Below are 22724 nucleotides of genomic sequence, written 5' to 3'. Positions count from 1 at the left end.
GGGGAGGCGGGGGTGGCCTGGGCGGCGCCCACCGGTCCGGCCGCCACGCTCGCGGTGCCGAGCAGCAGACAGGCTCCGGCGGCCGCGGCGAGCCGGCCGGGAGTGGTGGGGGGTTTGCGATCACGCATGAAGGGGCTCCTGTACCGGGACGTACGAGGTCTGGGATGCCGGCGCGGTGGTCAGCCGAGCCGGGCGACCTTGCGGTCACTGAGGTCGATCACCAGGGGGCGGGAATCGATCCACGGGCCGTTGACCACTCGGGTGAACAGCCGGACGCAGCGGTGCCGGCCGCAGTCGGCGAGCGCCCGGGGCCCGGGGTTCTCCGCGTCGACGCGGTACACGAATCCGGTGACGGTCAGCTGGTCGGGGCTGGTCAGCGGCTTCCCGGTGGCGTCGGCGAAGTCCTCCCTCAGGCCGCTGCCGAGCGGATCGGCGATCAGCAGCCGGGCCGCCTCGCGCACTTCCTCGCCGGTGGGCGGCGGCTGCACTCCGCGCTGGGTGTCGGTGTGCCGGACGGCGCCGGTGGCGAGGTCGACGGTCTTGGTGATGTAGGCGTCGGTCCGATAGTCGTACAGCTCCACCTCGGCACGTCGGGACGGCGCCGCCTGGCCGACCTGGTCAGGGGTCAGCTCGGCGAGGTCGGTGGCGATCCGCTGCGGGCCGGGTCGCCCCCGTACGTCCTGGGCGCTGTGCCGGAATCCCTGGCCGAGGGCGATCCGCTCGGCCCGCCGCAGCTCGGTGTCGGTCAGCGGGTCCCGCCCGGTGCCCCGCTCCCGCTGCGGGGGCGCCTCCTCCACCACCGCGGGCCGGCCCCGCTCCGGCTCACCGGCGGCCGACCCGGCGCCCGGGTCCCGGTCGCTGCCGGAGGCCTCGCCCGGGACCAGCACGGCCACCAGGGCCGCCGCGGCGGTGACCCCGACACCGACACCTGCCACCACCTTGCCCAGGTGGCGGCCTATCGTACGCACAATCTCCCCCAAGTTCGGGTATCGCACCAAAAGCCGCATACCATGAGATCCAGTACACGGAGTCACCCTGTAGGACGAACCGATGTGGTCGCAGGTTGCCTCGCTTTTGAGGAAGATCTGGTGAAAGCGGTGCCCCGGGACGCCAGTTGGGCCGTGATGGCCGCTCGCTCCGCGGGCCTGGGGCCCTCACGCGTCATCGCGACGCACGGAGCAGAAGTGGAAGAGTCGACGCATGCAGGTCTGGCCAGGACAGGCTTACCCCCTCGGTGCCACGTACGACGGCGCCGGTACGAACTTCGCGGTGTTCTCCGAGGCCGCCGAGCGCATCGAGCTGTGCCTGCTGCACGACGACGGTTCGGAGACGGCCGTGGAACTGCGGGAGAACGACGCCTTCGTGCGGCACGCCTACCTGCCCGGGATCATGCCGGGGCAGCGGTACGGCTTCCGGTTGCACGGCCCGTACGAGCCGGAGCGCGGGGACCGCTGCAACGCGGCCAAACTGCTGCTCGACCCGTACGCCAAGGCGGTCAGCGGGCGGATCGCCTGGGGTGAGGAGGTCTACGGCTACCACTTCGACCGGCCGGACCGCCGCAACGACCTGGACTCCGCCCCGCACACCATGACCTCGGTGGTGGTGAACCCGTACTTCGACTGGGGCGACGACCGCAGGCCGCGCACCGACTACCACCGCACCGTGATCTACGAGGCCCATGTGAAGGGCCTGACGATGCTGCACCCCCGGCTCCCGGAGGAGCTGCGCGGCACCTACGCGGCGCTCGCCCACCCGGCGATCATCGAGCATCTGACCGAACTGGGGGTGACCACCCTGGAGCTGATGCCGGTACACCAGTTCGTCCACGACCACCGGCTGGTGGACGCGGGGCTGGCCAACTACTGGGGCTACAACACCATCGGTTTCTTCGCCCCGCACAACGCCTACGCCTCCTGGGGCGACCGGGGACAGCAGGTGCTGGAGTTCAAGTCGGCGGTGCGCGCCCTGCACCAGGCGGGCATCGAGGTCATCCTGGACGTGGTCTACAACCACACCGCCGAGGGCAACCACCTGGGCCCGACGCTGTCCTTCCGGGGCCTGGACAACGCCTCGTACTACCGGCTCGCCGAGGACCCGCGGTACTACATGGACACCACCGGCACCGGGAACTCGCTGCTGATGCGCAGCCCGCACGTGCTCCAACTGATCATGGACTCGCTGCGCTACTGGGCCACCGAGATGCGGGTGGACGGCTTCCGCTTCGACCTGGCGGCCACCTTGGCCCGGCAGTTCCACGAGGTGGACCGGCTCTCCTCGTTCTTCGACCTGGTGCAGCAGGATCCGGTGGTCAGCCAGGTGAAGCTGATCGCGGAACCCTGGGACGTGGGCGAGGGCGGCTACCAGGTCGGCAACTTCCCCCCACTGTGGACGGAGTGGAACGGCAAGTACCGGGACACCGTGCGCGACCTGTGGCGGGGCGAGCCGCGCACCCTGGCCGAGTTCGCCTCCCGGCTGACCGGCTCCTCCGACCTCTACCAGGGCGACGGACGGCGACCGCTGGCCTCGGTCAACTTCGTCACCTGCCACGACGGGTTCACCCTGCACGACCTGGTCTCGTACGACAGCAAGCACAACGAGGCCAACGGCGAGGCCAACCGCGACGGGGAGAACCACAACCGGTCCTGGAACTGCGGCGCCGAGGGCGAGACCGACGACCCGGCCATCCTGGCCCTGCGTGGGCGGCAGATGCGCAACTTCATCGCCACCCTGATGCTGTCCCAGGGCGTGCCCATGCTCAGCCACGGCGACGAGTTCGCCCGCACCCAGCGCGGCAACAACAACGCCTACTGCCAGGACAGCGACCTGTCCTGGGTGCACTGGCCGGACCCGGCCGACCCGGCGGGCGCCGCGGCCCTCGAACTGATGCGCTTCACCCGGACCCTGGTCTGGCTGCGCCGGGACCACCCGGTCTTCCGCCGACGCCGCTTCTTCCACGGGCGGCCGGTGGAGGGCACCCATGACGAGCTGTCGGACATCGTCTGGTTCACCCCTGAGGGGGAGGAGATGCGGCAGGGCGACTGGCAGGCGGTGCACGCCCAGTCGCTGACCGTCTTCCTCAACGGCTCCGCGATCTCCGAGCCCGGCCCGCGCGGGGAGCGCGTCCACGACGACTCCTTCCTGCTGATGTTCAACGCCCACCACGAGGCGCTGGACTTCACGGTGCCCGTCGACCACGGCAGCCTGTGGCAGGTCGTCGTGGACACCGGGGAGCCCACCGGGGTGGACCCGGGCAGCGGCGCCAAGGTCGGGGCGGGTGACCGGCTCACCCTGATGGACCGCAGCCTGATGGTGCTCCAGCGGCCGGGCCAGAGCACCGGCCGCAGGGCCTCGGGGCGCTTCGAGGGCGGCCGGAACCGCGGCTGAGGCGCGGGAACCCGCACGGTTGGGCAGCGGGGTCGCGGAGGGCTGCGCCGCCGGGGAGCGGGAGGTCGGGCAGCGGCGGACCAGACGGCTGGGCCATCGGGGATCGGGCCGGCTCGACCGCGGCGGACCGGCAGGACCCAGCCACCACCGATCGCGACGGCTGGGCAGCGACGGACCGGACGGTTTGAGCCCGGGAAACAGGCCGGCTCGACCGCGGCAGACCGGCAGGACCGAGTCCCGGGGACCGTGGGGCTGGGCCGCCGAGGGCGGAAGCGCCAGGAGGAGGATGGTTCTCGGGCGGTGCCCGCATCCGGGTGCTGCCTGCCGTCCCGCACCCTGACGGCCACCCCTGATGGGTACGTACGCTCATATGACGCCCGAATCCACCGAACCGCCCGGGTCGGTCCGCCCCGATGCGCCGACCGCCACCTATCGGCTGCAACTGCAACCCGGCTTTCCGTTCGCGGCGGCCCGGGACGCCGTGCCCTACCTGGCCTCGCTCGGCGTGTCGCACCTGCATCTGTCCCCAGTGCTGGAGGCGGTCCCCGGCTCCACCCACGGCTACGACGTGGTGGACCACTGCTCGGTGCGCGGCGAGCTGGGCGGCGAGGAAGCCCTGCGCGAGCTGGCCGACACCGCGCATGCCCACGGTCTCGGGCTGATCGCCGACATCGTGCCGAACCATATGGCCGTACCGGTACCCGAACGGCTCAACCACCCGCTGTGGGAGGTGCTGCGGGACGGCCCCGGATCCCGCTACGCCCGCTGGTTCGACATCGACTGGACCCAGCACCAGGGCAAGGTGCTGCTGCCGGTGCTCGGCGGACCGCTCGGCGAGGAGCTCAAGGCGCTGCGTCTGGAGGGCGGGGTCCTGCGCTACCACGACCACGCCTTCCCGCTGCGGCCAGGCACCGAGGAACTGCCGCTGCCCGAGGTGCTGGAGCCGCAGTGGTACCGACTGGGCTGGTGGCGGCTGGCCCGCACCGAACTGAACTACCGGCGCTTCTTCACCATCTCCACGCTGATCGCGGTGCGGGTGGAACACCCGGAGGTGTTCGCCGCCAGCCACGGCAAACTCCTGGAGCTGATGGCGGCGGGCGTGATCGACGGCCTCCGTGTGGACCATCCCGACGGGCTGGCCGACCCGGCGGGCTATCTGCGCCGGCTGGCCCGTTCCACCGGCGGCCGGTGGACCGTGGTGGAGAAGATCCTGGCCCGGTGTGAACGGTTGCCCGACGGCTGGCCGGTGGCCGGCACCACCGGCTACGACGCGCTGCACCACATCGACGGTCTCTTCCTCGACCCGACCGGACTCGAGGAGCTCACCCATGTCTACCGCGCGATGACCGCACCGCCCACCGACCGGGGCGGTGACTGGCCCGCCACCGTGCGCCGCGCCGCCTGCCAGGTGCTCGACCATGAACTCGCCGCGGAGCTGGACCGGCTGGTCCGCTGTGCCAGCCGGATCTGCGCGGACACGCCCCGGCTGCGCGACCACGCGCCCTGGGCACTGCGCACCGCCCTACGCGAACTGCTGGTCCGACTGCCGGTCTACCGGCCGTACGCCGCGCCCGGGACACCCCTCCGGAGTGCCGACAGCACGATGCTGGAGGCGGCGGCCCGGCAGGCCCGGACCGCGTTCACCGTGCCGGAGGAGGCCGGGGCGGTGGACACGGTGTGCGCGGCGGCACTGGGCCGGCTGGGCGACGGACCGCCGTACCGGGAGTTCTGCGCACGGTTCGCCCAGACCGCCGCCGCACTGCGTGCCAAGGCGGTCGAGGACACCGCCTTCTACCGCTACACCCCGCTGCTGTCCGCCGCCGAGGTCGGAGGCGACCCCGGGGATCCGACGGTGGCTCCCGAGGAGTTCCACGCCTTCTGTACCCGGCTGCTGAGGGACTGGCCGCTGACCGGCACCGTGCTGTCCACCCACGACACCAAGCGCAGTGCCGATGTCCGGGCCCGGCTGGCGGCGCTGACCGAGTGCCCGCGACGCTGGCGGCAGTTCCTCACCGAGGCCCTGGAATCGGCCCCGATCGCCGGGCCTCCAGGCGACGCCACGCACACACCGCCCCAACCGGACGCCCCCCAGCCAGACCCACCGCAGAAGGCGGAACCCCACCTGGACACACCCCCACGAGACCAGGCCCAGGCACACGCCCCCCAGACGGCCGCCCGCCGGACGGACGCACCTCGGACGGACGTCCCGCGGACGAGCGCGCCCCCATCGGGCGCATCCCCAGGCCACACCCGGCACACATCGACCCAACTGGGCGAACCCCCGGCGGACGCACCGCAGAAGGCCGAGCCCCGCCCGGGCACACCCCCAGCAGATCAGTCCCGCGCCCCCCAGACGACTGCCCCCGGGGCGGACGCGCCTCGGGCGCCTGACCCGCAGCTGGTCTGGGTCGCCTGGCAGACCGCGCTGGGCCTGGGAGCGGCGGACGCGACCCCGGTGCGCCTGACACCGGCACTGCTCAAGGCGGTACGCGAGGCGGGTCTGCGCACCACCTGGACCGAACCGGACGCCGAGTACGAGGACGCCGTGGCCACCTTCGCCCAGGCATGCCTGTGCGGGCCGAACGGGGTGACCGGTCCGGGCTTCGCCGCGTTGGAGCAGGAGCTGTCCGCCCCCGCACGGGCGAACACTCTGGGGGCGACGCTGCTGCACCTCACCATGCCCGGTGTCCCGGACCTCTATACGGGCACCGAGAGCGTCTATCGCGCACTGGTCGATCCGGACAACCGCCAACCTCCGTGCTTTCGGTCGCAGCTGCTGGCCGACCTGGACGCGGGGCAGCACCCGGACGGCCTGGACGCCGAGAAACTTCGGGTCACCGCCACCGCGCTACGGCTGCGCCGGCACCACCCGGAGTGGTTCGGCGCCCAGGGCTCCTACACACCGCTGGCCGCCGTGGGCTCGGCCGCCGCACACTGCGTGGCCTTCGCCCGGGCCGGTGCGGTCATCACCGCCGTCACCCGGCTCTCCCGTCGGCTCGCCGAACGCGGCGGCTGGGCCGGAACCTCCCTCCCCCTTCCTCCCGGCACCTGGCGGGACCTCCTCAGCGGCACCGCGCTCCGGGGCCGGGCTCCCCTGGCCGACCTCTTCGCTGAACTCCCGGTAGCCCTGCTGGTTCGCGACCGCCCCTCCTAACCCCGCGGCACAGTCCCCTCCCGTCCCTGCTCAGCCCAGGCCCGTCCTCCATCCCGGACCAGCTCAGGCCCGCGCCCGTCCCCGACCGGCTGAGGCCCGCCCCCGTCCCGGACCAGCCCAGAACCGCCCCTGGACCGGACCAGCTCAGGCCCGGGCAGGGAGACGCAGTCACGAAGCAGCTCCACGAAGGCCGCGGCGGCGCCGGTGAGCTCCACTCGGGAGAACGCCGTCAACTCGCGTCGCCACGGTGGGTCCAAGGGCACCGTCGCGCAGTCCACGCCCGCCGCCACATGGGTGGGGCTGGCGACGATGCCCGCGCCGACCGCCGCCATCCTGACCGCGGTGGAGCTGTGCTCGGTCCGCACCCCGGTACGCGGTATGAACCCCTCCTGGCCGCAGGCCCAGTCCAGCCACGCCTGGCCGTGGACCACGGGCTCAAGCTCGCAGCGCACCCACTCCCGATCTGCGAGTTCGGCCAGCCGCACCGCACCGCGGCCTACCAGCGGATCGTCGGGCGGCACGATCACCATGATCTCCTCCTCCCCGAGCGAGACGACCGGCCCGCGCCACTCCTTGGGCCGCGGGCCCAGGGCCACATCGGCCACTCCGCGCTCCATGCATTCCCGCAGTTCCTCGGTGGTGGCGTACTCGTGGAGTACCAAGGAGACCTCCGGACGCTCCCGGCGCCAGCGCGCGAAGACCGGCGGCAGCACACCGACCGCGACGGCGTGCACGCCGGCCACCCGCAGCTCACCGCCCACCGCCCCGGCCGCGGCCCGCGCGGCCCGGCGGGCCTGACCGGCACTGCGCACCGCCAACTCGGCGTGTGGCAGGAAGGCCCGCCCCATGGGGGTGAGTCCCACTCCGCGCGGCAGCCGCTCCAGCAGTGGGCCCCCCACCTCCCGCTCCAGGGCCTTGATCTGGTGGGAGAGCGCCGACTGGGTGACATTGAGCGACTCGGCCGCACGGGTGAAGGAGGCTGTCTCGACCACGGCCACCAGATACTCCATCTGCCGCAGACTCATACTCGCTCCCCATGAACAAAATTCATCCCTTCCATAGAAACATTGCCTTGGACTCATCGTCGTGAGCGGCGGAGGCTGGCCTCATGCATGAGACAGACGTCATCGTCATCGGCGGCGGCACCGGTGGCTACAGCACCGCACTGCGCGCCGCCGCCCTGGGCCTGGAAGTCGCACTTGTCGAGCGCGACCTGGTCGGTGGCACCTGCCTGCACCGGGGGTGCATCCCCAGCAAGGCGATGCTGCACGCCGCCGAGTTGGTGGACGGGATCGCCGAGGCCCGGGAGCGCTGGGGCGTGCGGGCCACACTGCAGGCCGTCGACTGGCCGGCGCTGACCGCCACGCGCGACGACATCGTGGCCCGCAACCACCGCGGCGTCGAGGGCCATCTCTCGCACGCGGGTGTGCAGGTGGTGCGTGGTTCCGCTGCCCTGACCGGGCCTCGCACCGTGAGACTCACCAGCGGTGATCCCGCCGGGCGGGAGTGGCGGGCCCGACGTGGGATCGTGCTCGCCACCGGCTCCCGCCCACGCACCCTGCCCGGCCTGGAGCCCGACGGCCGCCATGTGGTCACCAGTGACGACGCCCTGTTCGCCCCTGGGCTTCCGGCTTCCGTGCTGGTGCTCGGCGGAGGGGCGATCGGCGTGGAGTACGCCTCGCTGCACCGCTCGATGGGCGCGCAGGTCACCCTGGTGGAGGCGGCGGACCGGCTGCTCCCTCTGGAGGACGCCGATGTCAGCCGCCATCTGACCCGCGGTCTGAAGAAGCGCGGCATCGAGGTGCTGACCGGCGCCCGGCTGGAGGCGGCCGAGCGGCGGCCTTCCGGGGTGCGGGCCACCGTGCGCACCCTGCGCGGTGAGGTGCGCGTCCTGGACGCCGAGCGGCTGCTGGTCGCGGTGGGCCGGGTGCCGGTCACCGACGGCCTGGAGCTGGGCGCCGCCGGACTCACCACCGACGACCGCGGTTTTGTCGCCCCGGCCGACTGGTCCCGATTGGAGACCCCCGTGCCCGGCATCCATGTGGTGGGCGATCTGCTGCCACCGCCCTCGCTCGGCCTGGCCCATGCCTCGTTCGCCGAGGGTCTGGTGGTGGCCGAGACCCTGGCGGGCCGCTCGCCGCGCCCGGTGGAGTACTCCGCGATACCCCGGGTCACCTACTCCAGTCCGCAGACCGCCTCGGTCGGGCTGTCGGAGGCCGAGGCACACCGGTCGGGGCGGGAGGTGGTGGTGAACACGATGCCGCTGACCGCGGTGGCCAAGGGCATGGTGCATGGGAAGGGGGGCATGGTGAAGGTCGTCGCCGAGGCGTCCGGCCCGGTCCTGGGCGTGCATCTGGTCGGCCCCCATGTGTCGGAGATGATCAGCGAGGCGCAGTTGGTCGTCGGCTGGGAAGCGGAACCCGGGGATGTGGCTCAGCACATCCACCCCCACCCCACCCTGTCGGAGGCGGTCGGCGAGGCGTACCTCACTCTTGCCGGGCGCGGTCTCCACCAGATATGAGCCGGCCCTGCACGCCTGCGGCCCGGTTTCCCAGCGTGTCCGCCAGAACGAACAGCAGCAGGCTCAGCACCAGCGCCCCGATGCTCGCGGGGAGCTCATGGTGCTTGAAGAGCGGGATCTTCCGCAGCAGGCCCATGAACCCGAACCAGCTCAGGAAGTGGTGGATGATGCCGGCGACGCCCGTCACCAGCAGGAACATCCCGAGCACCTCGATCAGTTTCTTCATGTCTCCAGGCTAGGAAGACCGCGTGGGGCAGCGGGTCAGCCAAAAGTATCGAGGCTGGCGACTTTGGTAGCCGATCGACTTCGCGGACGCCCAAGGGGCTGTTCCCCTCGTTAGATTCGACGGCATGAGCAGTTCCGAGACCCTTACTCCAGTGCGCGCCGGGCGCCGTTCGGCGCGCGACTGGTGTGTGGACGTCGCGCTGTGCGTGCTGGCGGTCCTCTTCTCCGTGATGACCTCGGATTCGATCACCTCGGACCCGGACATTCCCGCGGGCCAGCTGCTCGCCGATCAGCTGGCCGGGGTGCTGGCCTGCGCCGCCCTGTGGCTGCGCCGGAGTCGGCCGGTGGAGCTGGCCGCGGTGCTGGTCCTGGCCGGTCTGCTCTCGCACTATGTGGTGGGGCCGACGCTGGCGGCGCTCTTCACCGTGGCCGTGCACCGGCCGTTCCGCACGGTGGCCGCGATCAGCTCGCTGGCCGCCGGCTCGGTGCTCGCCTCGAGCCTGCTGCACCCCGATCCGGAGGTGGGCATCGTGACCTCCGCGCTGATCGGCTTCGTGCTCTACGGGGGAGTCATCGGCTGGGGCATGTTCGTGCGCTCCCGGCGGATGCTGCTGGAATCACTGCGCGAGCGGGCGCGGCGCGCCGAGACGGAGGCCAGACTTCGAGCCGAACACGCTCAGCGGTTGACTCGTGAGCGAATAGCCCGCGAGATGCACGACGTGCTCGCCCACCGGCTGTCCCTGCTGAGCGTGCACGCGGGCGCGTTGGAGTACCGGAAGGACGCCTCGGCTGAGGAGGTGGCCCAGGCCGCGGGGGTGATACGTGGCAGCGCGCATGCGGCGCTCCAGGACCTGCGCGAGGTGATCGGGGTGCTGCGGGCACCCGTCGGCGAGAGCGCGGGGACAGACGGCTCGCGGACAGACGGCTCCAAGACGACGGGCGAGAAGACGGCGGGCGAGAAGACGGCGGGCCTGAAGACAGCGGGCTCGGAGACGGCCGGCTGGGAGACAGCGGGGACTGCCGTAGCGGGCGCCTCGGCCACCTCGGCGTCGGACCCTGGACCGGGGGCTGCCTCGAGCGGGGACAGCACCAACGCGGAGCCGACTCGTCCGCAGCCGACGCTGGCCGAACTGTCCCGCCTGGTGGAGGAGTCCGCTCAGGCCGGAATGCGGGTGGAACTACACGACCGACTGCCCGCGGGGGGTGCGCTGGCGGTGCCCGCGGCCACCGGACGGACCGCATACCGGATCGTCCAGGAAGGACTGACCAATGCCCGCAAGCACGCGCCGGGCGGTGCGGTGACCGTGACCACCGACGGAGCCGCAGGCCGCGGCCTGACCGTGGAGATACGCAATCAGACGGTCCCGGCAAAGGGAGGTGAGGACGGGCAGGCGGCACCGGCGATCCCGGGGTCCGGCACGGGGCTGATCGGGCTGGCCGAGCGGGCCACGCTCGCCGGTGGACGGCTGGAGTCCGGCGTGGTGGGCAACGGTCACTTCCGGTTGTACGCCTGGCTACCGTGGCCCACATGAGTGTTTCGGCTGCTCCACCCGTATCGGTCCGTTTGCTGCTCGTCGACGACGACCCGCTGGTGCGGGCCGGGTTGCGACTGATGCTGGGCGGAGGGTCCGGCATCGAGATCGTGGCCGAGGCGAGGGACGGCTCGGAGGTCGCGGCCCTGGTGGACGAACATGTGCCGGACGTGGTGCTGATGGACATCCGGATGCCGACGCTGGACGGGCTGGCGGCCACCGAGGAGTTGCGGCGCCGCGCCAACCCTCCGGAGGTGGTCATCCTCACCACCTTCCACGCTGATGAGCAGGTGCTGCGGGCGCTGCGCGCAGGGGCAGCGGGGTTTGTGCTCAAGGACACCCCGCCGGCCGAGCTGGTGTCGGCGGTGCTCCGGGTGGCGGCGGGGGATCCGGTGCTCTCCCCCGCGGTGACCCAGCAGTTGATCACGCATGTCGCCGGGGGCGGCCGGGATCTGCGGCGCAACCGGGCACGCGAGCTGCTGGGCGGCCTGGCCGATCGGGAACGGGAGGTGGCGGTGGCGGTGGGACGCGGGAGGTCCAACGCGGAGATCGGAGCCGAGTTGTTCATGAGCGTCCCTTCGGTGAAGACCCACGTCTCGCGGATCCTCGCCAAGCTCGGGCTCAACAACCGGGTGCAGATCGCGCTCCTGGCGCATGACGCGGGTCTGCTCGACGAGGGCTGACGGACAGCGCGGGGGCGAGCGGGGTCGGCTCGGCGCCCGCTGCCAGGCGCCTGCTGCGGTGGCAGAGCTGCGTGCAGACGCGGGTGGGCGGCTCCCGTCAGGCGGCCGAGGGCACCTGCTGAGGAACGGGGGCACGGCCGGGTAGCGGGCGGACGGGTCCCACCAAGGGGCCGGGGCTTGCGTGACGGGGAGGTTCCCCGTCACGTGGCGAATGCTCACGAAGGGGAAGACAGCTCCGGTGAAGGGCCGTGGCTCGCGGAAGCGGAGGCGGCTCCCCCACGAGGCAAGCGCCCGTGGAGGGGCGAGGGCTCCCCCATGAGGGCCGAGCACCCAGCGACAGGCCGGGCCCCCGTGACCAGCCGGGGGCCCATGACCCGCCGGGGACTCGGTGACGGGCCAGGGACCCCGTGGCAGGCCGGGGGACCCGTGAGCGGCGGGGTTCCTGTCGAGAGTTGGGCAGGCTAGCGGCTCCCGCGAGGGTGGGGTTCCTGCGGAGGGACGCCGACGAGAGGCAAGGTGGGGCACCCCTTCGTGGGTGCCGGTGACGCTGATGTGCCGTCGGCCGGGCCGGGGACCCGTGCCGAGGTGCCGGTGTCGGCATGGCCGGATGCCCTGGTGCGGGGAGGAGCGGAGGCACCCAGCATGGGAGAGGTACGTCGATATGTCGCTGATGAGGAGTCGCCAGTGCTGTTCGAGGTGTGGGCCCCGGATGCCGAACGAGTGGAGCTGCGGCTGGAGGGATGCGGGCATCCGATGGAGCGGGACCCGGGGCGGGCCGGGTGGTGGAAGGCTGAGGCAGCGGCGGAGCACGGGGCGCGGTACGGCTTCGCCCTGGACGACGGGCCGACACTGCCGGATCCGCGCTCCCGCCGCCAACCCGACGGTCCGGACGGCCTGAGCGCGGTGGTCTCCCCCGCCCTCTTCGACCACGAGCCGTCCTGGCCCGGGCGTGCCCTGCTCGGCGCGGTGCTCTACGAGCTGCACATCGGCACCTTCACCCCGGCCGGGACCTTCGATTCGGCGGCCGAACGACTGCCGCATCTGGTCGATTTGGGGGTGACGCATGTGCAGCTGATGCCGGTCTGCCCGTTCCCCGGGCGGCATGGGTGGGGCTACGACGGGGTCGCTCCCTGGGCCGTGCACGAACCGTACGGCGGGCCTGAGGGCCTGCTGCGCTTCGTGAACGCCGCGCACCGGCTCGGCCTCGGCGTGGTGCTGGATGTGGTGCACAACCATCTGGGCCCGTCCGGCAACCATCTCCCGGCCTTCGGACCGTACTTCACCGACACCCACCACACTCCGTGGGGAGCGGCCGTGAACCTTGACGCGCCCGGCTCGGACGAGGTGCGCGCCTACCTCATCGGCAGCGCGCTGGCCTGGCTGCGGGACTACCGGCTCGACGGGCTGCGGCTGGACGCCGTGCACGCCCTGTGCGACACCCGGGCCGAGCACTTCCTGGCCGAGTTGTCGGCGGCCGTGGACCGACTGGCCGCGTGGACCGGCCGGCCGCTGTTCCTGATCGCCGAGTCCGACCGGAACGATCCACGGACCACCACCCCGCGCGAGTCGGGCGGCCTGGGACTGCATGCCCAGTGGAACGACGACTTCCATCACGCCCTGCACACGGCGCTCACCGGCGAATCCCACGGCTACTACGCGGACTTCGCGGTCGATCCGGCCGCCGCCCTGGTCAAGACCCTCTCGGGCGGGTTCTTCCATGACGGGGGGTACTCCTCGTTCCGGGGCCGTTCGCACGGTCGGTCACTGGATCCGCGCACCACCCCCGCCAGCCGGCTGCTGGCCTACGCCCAGACGCACGACCAGATCGGCAATCGCGCGGTCGGGGACCGGCTGTCCGCCGGTTGCTCCCCCGACCTGCTGGCCTGCGCCGCGGCCCTGGTGCTGTGCGCACCGTTCACCCCGATGCTGTTCATGGGCGAGGAGTGGGGAGCGACCACCCCCTGGCAGTACTTCACCGACCATACGGACCCCGAGCTGGCCGAGGCGGTCCGCCGCGGCCGGCGTCGCGAGTTCGCCGCACACGGCTGGGCCGAGGAGGAGGTGCCCGACCCCCAGGACCCGGCGACCCGGGACCGTTCCTGCCTGGACTGGTCGGAGCCGGGCCGTGCCCCGCACGCGGAGTTGCTGGACTGGTATCGGCAGCTGATCGCACTGCGCCGCGGGGAGCCGGCGCTGTCCGACCCGAGCTGGGAGTACGGGGCGCTGGCGGCCGCGCCGGAGGGCACGGTGTCCTTCCGGCGCGGCCCGTTCCATGTCGCCGTCAACCTCGCCGACCGGCCCGCCACCCTGCCGCTGGGCGCCGAAGCCGCCGGGGCGCGGGTGGTGGCCGCCTGGCGGTCGGCCGGACCGCCGGACCCCGACGGCAGGCTGCCCCTGGCACCGCGGTCCGCCGTCGTCCTTGCGACCGCAGGCGCCGGGCGGGACGCTGGTAGGTGACGTGGCCGTGCCTTTCGCGTGCGGGTTCCGGCACCGGGCGCGGTGCGTGCGCGAGGAGTGAGAGTCATGCGCACCCTGCTCACCGTTCGAATGAACACCCAGTCCGCCAACGAGGCGATCAGAAACGGTTCGATGGCCCAGCTCGTCCAGCAGACCATGGAGAAGCTGAAGCCGGAGGCCGCCTATTTCACCACCGTGGGAGGCCGGCGCACCGCGCTGTTCGTGTTCGACATGGCGGAGTCCTCGCAGATGCCCGCGGTCGCCGAGGAATTCTTCCTGGAGCTGGACGCGGACGTCTCCTACCAGCCCGTGATGGACTTCGAGGACCTGCGCAGGGGCATGGCGGCGCTGCAGCGCTGACCGCAGCGCCGCAGCGGTGACCGTGATCGGGCTCCCGGCGGCGTCGGCTCAGCCGTCCACCGCCATCTTCACCCCGAGGGCCAGCAGCACCCCGCCGGAGACCTGCTCCAGCCGGCGACGTACCGCGGCACGGTTGAGCACTGCCTTCATCCGGCCGACGAAGTACACGTACAGGCCGTAGTAGCCCACCTCGAAGACGGCCCAGATGGCCGCCAGACCGATCATGGTGGGCAGCTCGGGCATGCCCGCGGGCACGAACTGCGGCAGGAAGGACATGGCGAAGACCGCGGCCTTCGGGTTGGCCAGGTTGAGCAGGAGGCCGGAGCGGTAGGAGCGCCATCCGGATATCTCGGCCGGGGCCGCGGACGGCTCCGTGGCGAAGCCCTCGGCGGAGCCGCGCCGGGTGGCCCGCAGCGTCTGCACGCCGAAGGCTATGAGCACCACGGCACCGACGATGCGCATGGCGTCGTAGGCCAGTTGCGAGGCGGCGAGCAGCGCGGTGAGACCGCAGGCGGCCACCACGCCCCATAGGAAGACCCCGGACTCGTTGCCGAGCACGGTCATCATTCCGGCTCTGCGGCTGCGCAGCGACTGGCGGATGATCAGTACCGTGCTGGGCCCGGGTGAGGCGGCGATCAGGAGGCAGGCTCCGAGGAAGGCGATGAATGTCGTGAGCATCCGGTCATGCTGCTCCGCGCCATGCTCCCAGCACCAATGGATTCCCTGTGCCGGGTGCGCGGGGGATCGTCTCGCGCCTGCCCTCCCCACCGGTCAGGACCGCCAGGGTGCCGGCACATGCCCTCCCCCGGCGGGCACTGCGGCGGGGGGTGGCACGGCCCGTCCCGGCACACCCATCCGCGCACCGCGGCCAGGGCGGCGCGGCCCGACCCGCCCGGGTCGATGCCCCGCGGGTCGGCCGCCCGTCCCCGGTCAGTCCGCGGTGGCGTCGGGGATGAGCCGCAGCGAGACGGAGTTGATGCAGTACCGCTGGTCGGTGGGGGTCGGGTAGCCCTCCCCCGCGAAGACATGGCCCAGGTGGGAGCCGCAGCGTGCGCAGCGCACCTCGGTGCGGACCATGCCGTGCGAGCGGTCCTCGATCAGCTCCACCGCGTCGGAGTCCTTCGGGTCGTAGAAGGACGGCCAGCCGCAGTGGCTCTCGAACTTGGTGTCGGACCGGAACAGCTCCGCGCCGCAGGCGCGGCAGGAGTAGCTGCCGGTGGTCTTGGTGTCGGTGTACTCCCCGGTGAAGGCGGGCTCGGTGCCGGCTTGGCGCAGTACGTGGTACTCCTGCGGGCTCAGCTCCGCGCGCCACTGCTCCTCGGGCTTGTCGATCTCGTACGGCATGGACGACCCTCCTCAGCTCTCCGGGCTCTGCAGGTGGGCGAGGATCCGCGGACCGAGGTCGGTCACATCGCCGGCACCCATGGTGAGAACGAGATCACCGGGCCGTGCCATTCCTGCCAGGCGGGCCACGGCGGCGTCCTTGTCGTGCTCGGCGATGGCGTCCGCGCCCTGCCGGACGGCGGCGTCGATGATGAGTGCGCTGGTGACACCGGGGATCGGGTCTTCCCGGGCCGGGTAGATGTCCAGCACGACCGAGGCGTCGGCGAGGGTGAGCGCCTCTCCCATCTCGGCGCCCAGCTCCTGGGTGCGGCTGAACAGGTGCGGCTGGAACAGCACCAGCACCCGTCCTTCGCCGGCGCCGCCGCGGATCGCCTCCAGGTCGGCGGAGATCTCGGTGGGGTGGTGGGCGTAGGAGTCGATCACCTGCACTCCGGCCGCGGTGCCCTTGAGCTGGAGGCGCCGCTTGACGCCGGTGTACGCGCCGAGGGCGGGGGCCAGCTCGCGGGCGGGGACGCCGAGCGCGGCGCCGGCGGCGAGCGCGGCCACCGCGTTGTGCGCGTAGTGCCGGCCGGGGACCGAGACGGTGAAGGTGAGCTGTCCGCCGCCGTCCGGCAGCTCGACGGTGACCTCGCTGGTCAGGCCGTGGGCCGCGACCTCCACGACGCGCAGGTCGGCGTCGTCGGCGGATCCGTAGCTGACCAGGTTGAGCCGGTCCGCCGCGGAGGCGCCCTTGAGGCGGGAGATCAGCTCGCGGGTGCCGGGGTGGTCGGCGGAGATCACCAGGGTGCCGCCGGGCCGCACGCGTCCCACGAAGGTCTCGAAGGACTCGTAGATCTCCTCCAGCGACGCGTAGTTCGCGTGGTGGTCCAGTTCCGCGTTGAGGATGATCGCAACCTCGGGCGTGTACCGGTGGAAGCTGCGGTCGGACTCGTCGGCCTCGGCGACGAAGATCTCGCCGGTCCCGTGGTGGGCGTTGGAGCCGGGCGCGTCGAGGTCGCCGCCGATGGCGTACGACGGGTCCAGGCCCAGCGCGCCGAGCGAGACGGCCAGCATCGAGGTGGTGGTGGTCTTGCCGTGGGTGCCCGCGACGGCGATCGGACGGATGCCGTCCATCAGCGCGGCGAGTGCGTCGGAGCGGTGCACCACCGGGATGCCGCGTTCGGTGGCGGCGACCAGCTCCGGGTTGTCGGCGCGGATGGCGCTGGAGACCACCACGCAGTCGGCGTCCGGGGCGAGGTGGTCCGCGGCGTGGCCGATGTGCACGGTGGCGCCCAGGGCCCGCAGCGCCTCGGCGGTCGGCGAGTCCTTGGCGTCGCTCCCGGTGACCTGTGCGCCGCGCATGGCGAGGATCTTGGCGATGCCCGACATTCCGGCGCCGCCGATGCCGATGAAGTGCGGTCGGTCCATGGCGGACGGAACGGCTGCCATATGCGTGGGCTCCCTGGCTCGCGGTTTCTCGCTGTCGGCGCCGATTCTCGCACTTCGGGGCGGGGTGCCCGCACGCTCCGGTGCACCGCCGCGCCGCGGGCCGCCGGTCAGCCGCCGGCGGGCTCGTCCTCGTCGACGGCGTGCGCGAAGAGCTTGAGCACCGGGACGCCGACCTTGTGCCGGGCTCGGGAGGCCCAGTCACGGTGGAAGAACTCCTCCACGAAGTGCGGCGCGGTGAGCACGATCACCTCGTCCGCGTGGGTCTGCTCCACGACCGAGCGCAGCAGGTCCAGCGGGTGGCGTTCGACGATCTCGCCGATGGCCTCGCTGCCGGCGGCGCGCAGGGCGGCGAGGGAGTGCGCCAGGGCTCGCTGGGCGGGCCGCACGGCTTCGCTGCCCTCCGGCTCGTCGCCCTCGCGGACGGCCTCCTCCAGTTCACCGAGGGCCACGTCGTCGAGTGCGCGGAGCAGCCGGTCCTGGTCGCCCCGCGGCTGCATGAGGACCACGAAGGAGACCGGGTCGTCACCGTGCAGGGTGGTGACGAACTCCACGTCGGTGGGGGCGAGGGGCTTCTCGATCATCAATACGCTGGTGAACACGGCGGACGCCCTTCTTCCTTCTGGGCACGGGGCCAACAGAAACCATCCTGCGCTCACCCGCACGGGCTCGCGCGGTTCAAGTCTGCCCGCCGGACTGAACGGAATGGGAAATTCCGGACTTCTTCCGATCATCCGCCGCCGACCGGCGACGGCATTCACCTGTCCGGCTCATGGCCGCGCCATGCCTGGGGCGCCCGCCCGAGTGCGGCCCATGGCGCACGCGCGGGAGTACCCCGGCACCGCGTACGGGCCCATGGCGCATGTACGGGAGCACCCCGGCACTGCCCGCCCCCTCGCCGCACGTCCGCACGCGGGCACCCCGCCGGACCGGCCCCGCCGCGGTGCCCCCGGGCGCCGGAGGTTCAGGCCCGGCGGTAGCGGGTGAAGAGGAACCCGCTCTCCTCCAGGACCGAGGCCAGGGCGAAGCGCTCGGGTTCGACCAGTACGGGGCCGTTGGTGATGCGGGAGGCGTCTCCGGAGGCCACCAGCGGCGCCAGCGACAGGCACACCTCGTCCAGTACGCCGGCCGAGGCGAACTGCCCCAGCAGCTTGGGGCCGCCCTCGGTCAGCAGCCGGGTCAGCCCCCGCTCGGCGAGTTCCGCCACCGCCCGCGCGGGATCCACCCGGTTCCCGGCGCCGGCGATCACCACCTCGGCTCCGGCGGCTCGGGCCGCGGCGATCCGCTCGGGAACGGCTCCGTCACCGGTGAGCAGCAGGGTGCGGACCAGCGGCGCGGTGAACAGCGGCGCCGTGAAGTCCAGGTCCAGGCTGGCGCTGATCACGGCGATCACCGGGGCCGGCGCCTGACCGGCCGCGGCCCGGCGGGCGGCGAAGGCCTCCCGGGCACGGGCCGGCCGGTACCCCTCCTGGCGGACGGTCTCCGCACCCACCACGATCGCGTCCGCCAGCGCCCGCAGCACCCCGAAGATCCGCATGTCGGCGGCCGAGGACAGCGGCTGCGACCGGCCGCCGTGGTGGGCGGCCCCGTCCAGCGAGGAGACCATGTTGGCCCGCAGCCACCCACCGGACCCGCCGGCCGGATAGGCGTAGGCGTCGGCGAGCTCGTCGAGGCTCCACTCGCGGTCCTCGTACGCGGAGGGGGAGCTTTCGGGTGACAGGGGGAACAGACGGCGCATGGGCGGCAGTGTGACATGCCTCGCTCACCGGACGGGGTGGTGCCCGGGAGCGACTAGGCTGGATAGCTGTGCCGTCCACGAACACCTCACCCGCCTCCTCCGGCCCGATAGCCGGCGCCCCGAGCGACGCCGCCGGGGGCCCCGCCGCGCTCACCGCCCGCACCCCGCAGGTACCGGCCGACCGGCTGGTGGCGGAGATGGTGCCGCCGCCGAGGTTCGACTCGGTGCGCTTCGACAACTACATCCCGGACCCCGCCCAGCCCAGCCAGACCGACGCGGTCAAGGTGCTGAGCGAGTTCGCCACCCGGATCGACGGCGGGGCCACCGCCTCCGGTGGAGGCCGGCGCCGCTGGTTCCGGCGCGCGGAGCAGCCGGCCGGGCCCAGCGGTCCGCGCGGTGTCTACCTGGACGGCGGCTACGGCGTCGGCAAGACCCACCTGCTGGCCTCGCTGTGGCACGCCACCCCGGCGGCGCCCGAGCAGAAGGCCTTCGGCACCTTCGTGGAGCTGACCAACCTGGTGGGCGCGCTCGGCTTCCAGCAGACCGTGCAGACCCTGCGGGGGCACCGGCTGCTGTGCATCGACGAGTTCGAGCTGGACGACCCGGGCGACACGGTGCTCGTCTCCAGCCTGCTGGGGAAGCTGGTGGAGGCGGGTGTGGCGCTGGCCGCGACCTCCAACACGCTGCCCGGCAAGCTCGGCGAGGGCCGCTTCGCCGCGGCCGACTTCCTGCGGGAGATCCAGGGGCTGTCCGCGCACTTCCGCACGCTGCGGATCGATGGCGAGGACTACCGGCACCGCGGACTGCCGCAGGCACCGGCACCCTTCAGCGACGACCAGGTCACCAAGGCCGCGTACGGCACCCCGGGCGCCTCGCTGGACGACTTCCCGTCCCTGCTGGAGCACCTGTCCCGGGTCCACCCCAGCCGCTACGGGGCGATGTGCGACGGCATCGAGGCGGTGTGCCTGACCGGGGTGCGGCCGGTGCCGGACCAGTCGACCGCGCTGCGTCTGGTGGTGCTGGCGGACCGGCTCTACGACCGCGAGGTGCCGGTGCTGGCCTCGGGGGTGCCGTTCGGTGACCTGTTCAGCGAGGAGATGCTCCGCGGCGGCTACCGGAAGAAGTACTTCCGGGCCATCTCGCGGCTGACCGCGCTGGCCCGGGACGCACAACGTGTGATCGAGTCGTAGCGTCGGGCACTGCTGCGTGATACACACGTGCGGTCGTGTTCCTGTCCGCCAGCAGGGAGTCACCGCATGTCTGCAACTCGACGTCAGATTCTGGCCCGTTCCGGCGCGCTCGGCGCGGGCATCGCCTTCGCCGGCACCCTCTCCGAGATCTTCGCGGGCTCGGCCGCCGCGGCCACCGGCACCGCTGGGTACGGCCCGCTGATCCCGGATCCGGACGGTCTGCTCGACCTCCCCGCGGGCTTCCGCTACCGGGTGCTCTCCCGGGAGGGCGAGCCGCTGCGGTCCGGTGAGGGGCTGGTGCCCGGCAACTGCGACGGCATGGCCGCCTTCCCCGCACGGCCCGGCCGCGCCCACACCCATCTCGTCCGCAACCACGAGAACCGGCAGACCGCCAAGCACCGGGTGCCGACGGTCGAGGGGCTGACCTACGACCCGCAGGCCCCGGGCGGCTGCACCGCGATCACCCTGGACCGGCAGGGCAGGGTGCTCGACGAACGGGTGGCCATCGCCGGCACCTCCACCAACTGCGCGGGCGGGCCCACCCCCTGGCACACCTGGCTCACCTGCGAGGAGACCGAGTTCAAGGCGGGTGAGGGGGGCTACGCCAAGGACCACGGGTTCATCTTCGAGGTGGACCCGTACGACCCGCGGCGCACCGGCGCCCATCCGCTGACCGCGATGGGCCGCTTCCAGCACGAGGCGATCGCGGTGGACCCGCGCAACGGTGTGGTCTACGAGACCGAGGACGCCTTCGACCACCCGTTCGGCCTCTTCTACCGGTTCCTGCCGGAGAAGCCGCTCGGCGGCCGGGGCTCGCTGCGCGCGGGCGGCCGGCTGGAGGCGATGCGGGTGCCGGGAGTGCCCGATCTGTCGGTGGTCCAGGAGACCGGCACCCACTTCGACGGCATCGAGTGGGTACCGGTGCCCGACCCGCTTGCCAAGGAGACCCCGATCCGCTTCCAGGACTTCGGAGGCGGCGGTGTCACCCACTCCCAGAAGCTGGAGGGCTGCTACTGGGGCGGCAGCTGCGTCTACTTCGTCGCCAGCTTCGCCAGGAGCGCGAACGGCTCGGCCGCGGACCACTTCGGCCAGGTGTGGAAGTACGACCCCCAGCGCCGGCGGCTCACCCTGGTGGTGGTCTTCGGCCCGAACACGGACGTCCGGCTGCCCGGCGAGTCCCCGGACAACATCACGCTGGCGCCCAGCGGCGGCCTGATGATCTGCGAGGACGGCGACGGCGCCCAGCACGTCTTCGGGCTCACCCCGCGCGGTCAGGTCTATCCGATGGCGCGCGGCGCGCAGAACATCGGCACCCCGGAGCGGCCGGAGTGGGGCGAGTTCGCGGGCGTCACCTTCTCCCCCGACCGCGACACCATGTACGTCAACTGCTACACCCCCGGCACCACCTTCGCGGTGACCGGCCCCTGGCAGCGCTGAGCCCGGGCCCGGCCGGACACGGCGTCGGGACCGCCCCAGGGGTGGCCCCGACGCCGCAGGGGGTACGGGGCGCCCCGCACCCGGGGCCGTACCCGGTCGCCGGCGGCCGTGCCCTGGCGTCCTCCCCGGGCGTGCTCAGCCGCGACGGGAGCTGAGCGCGCAGGTGAGGGCCGCCGCCCCGCCCGCCACCGCGGCGGCGCCGGCCAGCGGCCACCACGGCATGCTCACCGTCCCGTGTTGCGAGCCGCTGACCAGCCCGGTCACCGCGGCGTTGGCGGGCGAACCGCCGGCGATCAGCGTCAGCAGCGCGCCGCCCAGGGTGCCGGGGACGGCCCAGCCCGGGCTGCGCAGCACCGGACGGTTGCCCAGCGCGCCCACCGCCGTGCCGAGCAGCGCACAGGCGAGGGTGGCGAGCAGGCCCGCGGCGGCTGCCTGCGCGACCGGCAGCGCGACCCGGTGGTCGGCACTGTGCGGGTCCCCGGTCGCCAGGACGAACCCGGCGGCCACCCCACCCAGCACCGTGGCGCAGCCCAGCGCGGTGAGCAGCCCGGCGAGGTGCACCCGGCCGGGTCCGGCCGCCGCGGCGGCGCAGTTGCGGGCGGCGGCGGGCTCCATGGTGGCGCAGACCCGCACCAGCCAGGCGGCGACGGGGAGCAGGGCGGCGGCCGCGTATCCCAGCGAGTCGAGGATCGGCTGGCCGGTACGCACCCCGATCGCGAGGAACGCGCCGTACAGCACCAGCGGCGGCATCCAGCGGTGGGAGCGCAGCAGCAGGGCGGTCTGGTAGCGGAGCAGGGCGGTCATACGGCTCCCGGATCGGGTGCGGAGGATCCCTGGGCAGGCGGCCGGCCGTCCCCCGGGTCACCCGGTGCCGGCGGGGCGGTGGTCCGCCCGCCGTCCCGCCCGGGTGGGAGGCTCTGCTCCCCCGACGGCGGGGCCGGGAGCGGCGCCACGGATCGGATGTGCCATGGGGGGTGCGCGGTGAGCAGGGCGCGCAGCAGGGCGTCGGAGTGCGCCGCCGCGACGGACAGCCGTACGCGCCGGCACCCCGCGTCCTCGGCGGACCGGGTCGGCGGGGCGGGCTCGCCGCCCGTCCTGTCCGCGACGGCCGCCCGGGCCGGGGGGACCGCCCCGGTGAGTGGCCCGCGCGCCTCCGCGACGGCCGCACCGTCCGCGACAGCCGCACCGTCCCCAGCGGTCGCACAGCCCGCGGCAGCCACACCCTCCGCAGCGGTCGTACGGTCCGCGACGGCCGGTACCGGGAGGGGCTGGGG

Annotated in this window: 18 protein-coding genes and 1 pseudogene; 10 read left to right on the top strand and 9 right to left on the bottom strand. The window is 72.9% G+C overall.

The window, feature by feature from the left end; genetic code table 11:
• Nucleotides 1-179: 179 nt before the first annotated feature.
• The gene (locus tag E4099_RS10915; RefSeq protein WP_342451918.1) at nt 180-968 is read right to left on the bottom strand and encodes a Tat pathway signal sequence domain protein; all 789 of its coding nucleotides are present in this window, start codon (nt 966-968) and stop codon (nt 180-182) included.
• Between the two features lie 232 nt (nt 969-1200).
• Here E4099_RS10915 and glgX point away from each other — a divergent pair, with 232 nt between their 5' ends.
• Nucleotides 1201-3384, top strand: coding sequence for a glycogen debranching protein GlgX (gene glgX / locus E4099_RS10910; protein WP_135338791.1), 2184 nt, complete (start codon nt 1201-1203; stop codon nt 3382-3384).
• 370 nt (nt 3385-3754) lie between these two features.
• Nucleotides 3755-6538: a malto-oligosyltrehalose synthase gene (treY, locus tag E4099_RS10905; protein ID WP_135338790.1), complete on the top strand. Its 2784-nt coding sequence runs from the start codon at nt 3755-3757 to the stop codon at nt 6536-6538.
• Here the strand turns inward: treY and E4099_RS10900 are convergent.
• Nucleotides 6535-7563 carry a LysR family transcriptional regulator gene (locus E4099_RS10900; protein WP_135338789.1) on the bottom strand — a complete coding sequence of 343 codons (1029 nt, stop codon included), beginning with the start codon at nt 7561-7563 and terminating at the stop codon, nt 6535-6537. The two genes, treY and E4099_RS10900, sit on opposite strands and share 4 nt — an antisense overlap.
• A gap of 83 nt (nt 7564-7646) precedes the next feature.
• Between E4099_RS10900 and lpdA the strand changes: the two genes are divergently transcribed.
• Nucleotides 7647-9059, top strand: coding sequence for a dihydrolipoyl dehydrogenase (gene lpdA, locus E4099_RS10895; protein WP_135338788.1), 1413 nt, complete (start codon nt 7647-7649; stop codon nt 9057-9059).
• Here the strand turns inward: lpdA and E4099_RS10890 are convergent.
• Entirely contained in the window at nt 9025-9285 is a 261-nt protein-coding gene (locus tag E4099_RS10890) for a hypothetical protein (RefSeq protein ID WP_135338787.1), read from the bottom strand. The genes lpdA and E4099_RS10890 overlap by 35 nt on opposite strands.
• Nucleotides 9286-9409: 124 nt before the next feature.
• Between E4099_RS10890 and E4099_RS10885 the strand changes: the two genes are divergently transcribed.
• The 4 genes from E4099_RS10885 (at nt 9410) to E4099_RS10870 (ending at nt 14316) form a co-directional block, all read left to right on the top strand.
• Entirely contained in the window at nt 9410-10816 is a 1407-nt protein-coding gene (locus E4099_RS10885; RefSeq protein WP_245244750.1) for a sensor histidine kinase, read from the top strand.
• Nucleotides 10813-11499, top strand: coding sequence for a response regulator transcription factor (locus E4099_RS10880; RefSeq protein ID WP_135338786.1), 687 nt, complete (start codon nt 10813-10815; stop codon nt 11497-11499). The genes E4099_RS10885 and E4099_RS10880 overlap by 4 nt, the downstream gene beginning before the upstream one ends.
• A gap of 684 nt (nt 11500-12183) precedes the next feature.
• Nucleotides 12184-13956, top strand: coding sequence for a malto-oligosyltrehalose trehalohydrolase (treZ, locus tag E4099_RS10875; RefSeq protein ID WP_135338785.1), 1773 nt, complete (start codon nt 12184-12186; stop codon nt 13954-13956).
• A gap of 66 nt (nt 13957-14022) precedes the next feature.
• Nucleotides 14023-14316, top strand: coding sequence for a hypothetical protein (locus tag E4099_RS10870; RefSeq protein WP_209446584.1), 294 nt, complete (start codon nt 14023-14025; stop codon nt 14314-14316).
• 48 nt (nt 14317-14364) lie between these two features.
• On the opposite strand, the gene E4099_RS10865 is transcribed toward E4099_RS10870, so the two are convergent.
• The 5 genes from E4099_RS10865 to E4099_RS10845 form a co-directional block, all read right to left on the bottom strand.
• Nucleotides 14365-14994 (bottom strand): LysE family translocator, encoded by a 630-nt coding sequence (locus tag E4099_RS10865; protein ID WP_135338784.1) that lies wholly within the window; start codon nt 14992-14994, stop codon nt 14365-14367.
• A gap of 252 nt (nt 14995-15246) precedes the next feature.
• On the bottom strand, nt 15247-15660 hold the full coding sequence (gene msrB / locus E4099_RS10860; protein ID WP_135338783.1) for a peptide-methionine (R)-S-oxide reductase MsrB: 414 nt from the start codon (nt 15658-15660) through the stop codon (nt 15247-15249).
• A 12-nt stretch (nt 15661-15672) separates the two neighbouring features.
• Nucleotides 15673-17088 (bottom strand): UDP-N-acetylmuramate--L-alanine ligase, encoded by a 1416-nt coding sequence (gene murC / locus E4099_RS10855; protein WP_135338782.1) that lies wholly within the window; start codon nt 17086-17088, stop codon nt 15673-15675.
• A 107-nt stretch (nt 17089-17195) separates the two neighbouring features.
• On the bottom strand, nt 17196-17687 hold the full coding sequence (locus E4099_RS10850) for an indole-3-glycerol phosphate synthase (protein WP_135338781.1): 492 nt from the start codon (nt 17685-17687) through the stop codon (nt 17196-17198).
• Nucleotides 17688-18049: 362 nt separating this feature from the next.
• Nucleotides 18050-18823 (bottom strand): pyrimidine reductase family protein, encoded by a 774-nt coding sequence (locus E4099_RS10845; protein WP_135338780.1) that lies wholly within the window; start codon nt 18821-18823, stop codon nt 18050-18052.
• 107 nt (nt 18824-18930) lie between these two features.
• Here E4099_RS10845 and zapE point away from each other — a divergent pair, with 107 nt between their 5' ends.
• Together zapE and E4099_RS10835 are read left to right on the top strand one after the other, a co-directional pair.
• Nucleotides 18931-20013, top strand: a complete 1083-nt coding sequence (zapE, locus tag E4099_RS10840) for a cell division protein ZapE (RefSeq protein ID WP_245244752.1) — start codon at nt 18931-18933, stop codon at nt 20011-20013.
• Nucleotides 20014-20079: 66 nt separating this feature from the next.
• A complete protein-coding gene (locus E4099_RS10835; protein WP_135338778.1) occupies nt 20080-21450 on the top strand; it encodes an alkaline phosphatase PhoX in 1371 nt (456 codons plus the stop codon).
• A gap of 135 nt (nt 21451-21585) precedes the next feature.
• Here E4099_RS10835 and E4099_RS10830 read toward each other — a convergent pair whose 3' ends face one another.
• On the bottom strand, nt 21586-22254 hold the full coding sequence (locus tag E4099_RS10830) for an ABC transporter (protein ID WP_135338777.1): 669 nt from the start codon (nt 22252-22254) through the stop codon (nt 21586-21588).
• Nucleotides 22255-22424: 170 nt separating this feature from the next.
• On the opposite strand from E4099_RS10830, the pseudogene E4099_RS33575 reads away from it, so the two are divergent.
• Nucleotides 22425-22724 (top strand): annotated as a pseudogene (locus E4099_RS33575) (hypothetical protein); the annotation flags it as partial.

The sequence above is a fragment of the Streptomyces palmae genome (assembly GCF_004684805.1).
Classification (GTDB): Bacteria; Actinomycetota; Actinomycetes; order Streptomycetales; family Streptomycetaceae; genus Streptomyces; species Streptomyces palmae.
The sequence above is the reverse complement of the archived record's forward strand: the minus strand, read 5'-3'. Positions and strand labels throughout refer to the sequence as shown.